This is a genomic window from Geodermatophilus sp. SYSU D00079 (genome assembly GCF_054050635.1).
In genome coordinates, this window is the sequence record NZ_JBJGZS010000060.1 from 1 (window position 1) to 3,711 (window position 3,711).

The window sequence follows — 3,711 nt, forward strand, 5'->3', positions numbered from 1 at the left end:
CCCCCCCCCCCCCCCCCCCCCCCCCCCCCCCCCCCCCCCCCCCCCCCCCCCCCCCCCCCCCCCCCCCCCCCCCCCCCCCCCCCCCCCCCCCCCCGGCCGGATCAGAAGGGGTAGGCCGGCAGGTCGCCGCGCAGGGTGACCCACTGGGTCTCGGTGAAGGCCTCGATGTTGGCCTGCGGGCCGCCGTGGCGGGAGCCGGTGCCCGAGGCCCCGACGCCGCCGAAGGGCGCCACCGCCTCGTCGTTGACCGTCTGGTCGTTGATGTGCACCAGGCCCGAGGGGATCCGCTCGGCCAGCTGCAGGCCGGCGTAGACGTCGCGGGTCAGGATGCCCAGGCTCAGGCCGTACTCGGTGCCGGCGGCGAGCGCGGCGACCTCGTCGAGGCTGGAGAACGCCGTCACCGGCGCGACCGGGCCGAAGATCTCCTCGGCGTAGGCCGGGGCGTCGACCGGGACGTCGCCGAGCACCGTGGGCCGGTAGAACAGGCCCTCGAAGGTGCCGCCGGTGCGCACCGTGGCGCCGCCGTCGACCGAGGCGGTGACCAGGCCGTGCACCCGGTCGCGCTGGCCGGCGTCGATGAGCGGGCCCAGCGCGACCTGCTCCCGGAACGGGTCGCCGACCGGCAGCTTCTCGACCTTCTCGGTCAGGACCGCCGTGTACTCCTCGGCGATCGACTCGTGCACCAGGTGCCGGCTGGTGGCCATGCAGATCTGGCCGGAGTGCGAGAACGTCCCCCACGCGCCGACCGACGCCGCGGCGGTCACGTCCACGTCGGGCAGCACGATCAGCGCCGAGTTCCCGCCCAGCTCCAGGTGGGCCCGCTTCAGGTGCTGCCCGGCCAGGGACCCGACGGCGCGACCGGCCCGGGTCGAGCCGGTGAAGGCGATGATCCGCACCGCCGGCTCCACGACCAGCGCCTCGCCCACGTCGGCACCGCCCGGCAGCACCTGGAACACCCCGGCCGGCAGCCCGGCCTCCTCGAACACCCGCGCGAACACCGCACCCCCGCAGATCGCGGTGCGCGGGTCGGGCTTCAGGACCACCGCATTGCCCAGCGCCAGCGCCGGGGCGATCGCCCGGATCGCCAGGATGGTCGGCACGTTGAACGGCGCGATCACCCCGACCACGCCGGCCGGCACCCGGCGGGCGAAGGACAGCCGCGGCGCGCCGGTGCGCAGCAGCTCGCCATAGGGGTGGCTGGGCAGCGCGGCCGCCTCGTAGCACTCCGCGGCGGTGGTGTGCACCTGGAAGTCCCCGAACGGCTGGATCGCGCCGGACTCCCGGGCCAGCCAGCCCTTGATCTCCTCGGCGTGCGCCTCCAGCAGCTCCCCGGCCCGGCGCAGCACCCGCGCCCGCTGCTCGTAGGGCAGCGCCGCCCACGCCCGCTGGGCGGGGACCGCGCGCTCGGCCGCGGCGGACACGTCCTCCGGCGTCGCCCTCCCCACCGGGGCGATGACGTCCCCGGTCGCCGGCTCCACGGCGTCGTAGGTGCCGCCCGACCCGTCGGTCCAGGCCCCCGTCCAGACCTTGCCGTGCCACGCGCCGTCGTCCAGCAGTGCCATTCCTCGTTCTCCCGTCCCGGCCGCCGGTGCGGCCCGACACCCAGGTTACTAGCGGGTAACCCAGCCCATCTCGCCCCACTGCGTGGTGAGGTCCTCACCCCTGGTGCCGGGCGCGCCGGCACACCCCCAGGGACGGACCCGTCCGCCCCCACGGTTGGGGGCATCCGAGCGGGTGAACGCGGAACTAGCTTCGGGTCCCGTCGCGGCCGGCACGGCCGCCCCGCCCCGGCCGCCGAGGTCGGGGTCCACCCGAACACCGCCGATCCCCGCGAGCGGAGAACCCCATGCGCAAGACCATCATCGCCGCCGGCTCCTTCGCCCTCCTCCTGGGCAGCGCCACCGCCGCATCCGCGCTCCCCCCGGGCAGCGACCCGCCGGACCACGTCGTCGTGGCCGGGGGCCTGGACAACCCCCGTCAGCTCGCCTGGTCCGGCCGCACCCTGCTGGTGGCCGAGAGCGGGCAGGGTGGGGAGGACTGCGCGCCGCCCGCGCCCGAGGCGCCCCCCGCCGCGGCGCCGGTGGTGGAGGACCCGGCCGTCGACGCGCCGGTCACCGACGCCCCCGTCACCGACGCGCCGGCCATCGACGCCCCCGCGACCCCCGGCGACGACGACGGCACCGCCGACCAGGGGCCGGGCGACACCCCGGTCGCCCCGGACCCGACGACCGACGACACCACGACCGACGGCACCCCGGCGGACGGCACCGCCACCGACGACACGGCCGGCGCGGCCGCCGTCGAGGTGTGCGAGGGCCCGACCGGGGACATCTCCGCCATCGAGCGCCCCGGCCGCACCGAGGACGGCGAGGCCGAGGCGGTCGTCGACGGCCTGTACTCGGTGGAGAGCCCCGAGGGAGCCGTCGGTCCGGCCGGCGTGGCCGCGACCGACCGGGACGACGTCCTGCTGATCGCCCAGGGCGAGCTCAGCCCGGACGCCCTCGCGGGGGACACCGACGACGCCCTGGCCGCGACGCAGGAGCACCTGCTCGTCAGCGACGACGGCGTGGTCCGGCCGTGGGTCGACCTCGGGCAGGCCGAGGCCGACCAGGACCCCGACGGCAACGGCGTGGCCGACAGCAACCCCAACGCCGTCCTGTTCGTCGACGGCGAGGACGACGGTGACGACAGCGGTGACGACAGCGGCGAGGACAGCGGCGACGACAACAGCGGCGACGGCGGGCAGTACGCGCTGGTCGCCGACGCCGGCGCCAACGCCGTGTGGAAGGTGACCGCCGACTTCGACGACCTGCGCGACGACGAGCTGCCCGACTACGAGGTCAGCGTCTTCGCCGCCTTCCCCGTCGAGGAGGGCGAGCCGGAGTTCGTGCCCAGCGCCCTGGCCCGCGACGCGGAGGGCAACGTCTACGTGGGCGGCGTCGGCGGCGGGCTGGCACCCGGCGGCGCCGAGGTCGTGCGGCTGGACGCCGACGGCGAGGAGACCGGCCGGTGGAGCGGGTTCACCGCGATCAACGGCATCGCCGTCGCTCCCGACGGCGAGCACGTCTACGTCTCCCAGGTCTTCGGCAGCGAGGGACCGGCGGGCGGCGGCACCGGCTCGGTGGTCCGCTTCGAGACCGAGGACTCCGACGAGGCCACCTACGCCGAGGTCGACATCCCGTTCCCGTCCGGCCTGCTCCTCGGCCGCGACGACACGGTCTACGTCGCCGCGTACAGCCTCTCCCCCGCGGACGCCGACGACCCGGCCACCGAGGACACCGAGGGCGGCCAGGTGTGGCGCTTCGCCTTCCCCGAGGACGCCGAGGAGCTGCCGCTGCCGGTGGTGACCGCGCCGGCTCCCGCGGCGCCGGCCGAGCCGGCCCCGACGACGCCGGACGACGGCACCGCGACCGGCGACGGCACGGGCGTCCCGGGTGACGACACCGCGGTCCCCGGCGACGACGACGGCACCCCCGACCAGGGCTCCGGCGACGTCCCCGGGACCGCGACCGGTGACGACACCGTCGTCCCCGGCGACGACGACGGCACCGCGGACCAGGGCTCCGGCGACGCACCGGGGACCGCGACCGGCGACGACGGCACCGTCGACCAGGGCTCCGGCGACGACGCCCCGGCGCCGCCGCGGCGCGGTCCCCGCGCCTGAGCACCCTCCGGCCGGTCGTGCCCACCCGCGGGTTCCCGCGGGTGGGC

Annotated in this window: 2 protein-coding genes; one reads left to right on the forward strand and one right to left on the reverse strand. The window is 77.1% G+C overall.

What is annotated here, in order from left to right; translation table 11 throughout:
* Positions 1–101: 101 nt before the first annotated feature.
* Positions 102–1,562 (reverse strand): benzaldehyde dehydrogenase, encoded by a 1,461-nt coding sequence (locus tag ACI79E_RS22335; protein WP_456934776.1) that lies wholly within the window; start codon positions 1,560–1,562, stop codon positions 102–104.
* A gap of 284 nt (positions 1,563–1,846) precedes the next feature.
* On the opposite strand from ACI79E_RS22335, the gene ACI79E_RS22340 reads away from it, so the two are divergent.
* Positions 1,847–3,664 carry a ScyD/ScyE family protein gene (locus ACI79E_RS22340; protein WP_456934777.1) on the forward strand — a complete coding sequence of 606 codons (1,818 nt, stop codon included), beginning with the start codon at positions 1,847–1,849 and terminating at the stop codon, positions 3,662–3,664.
* Positions 3,665–3,711: the final 47 nt, after the last annotated feature.

Excerpts from the sequence above, each read along its gene's own strand:
- ACI79E_RS22335 (WP_456934776.1), bottom strand. The coding sequence starts at position 1,562 with ATGGCACTGCTGGACGACGGCGCGTGGCACGGCAAGGTCTGGACGGGG.
- ACI79E_RS22340 (WP_456934777.1), top strand. The coding sequence starts at position 1,847 with ATGCGCAAGACCATCATCGCCGCCGGCTCCTTCGCCCTCCTCCTGGGC.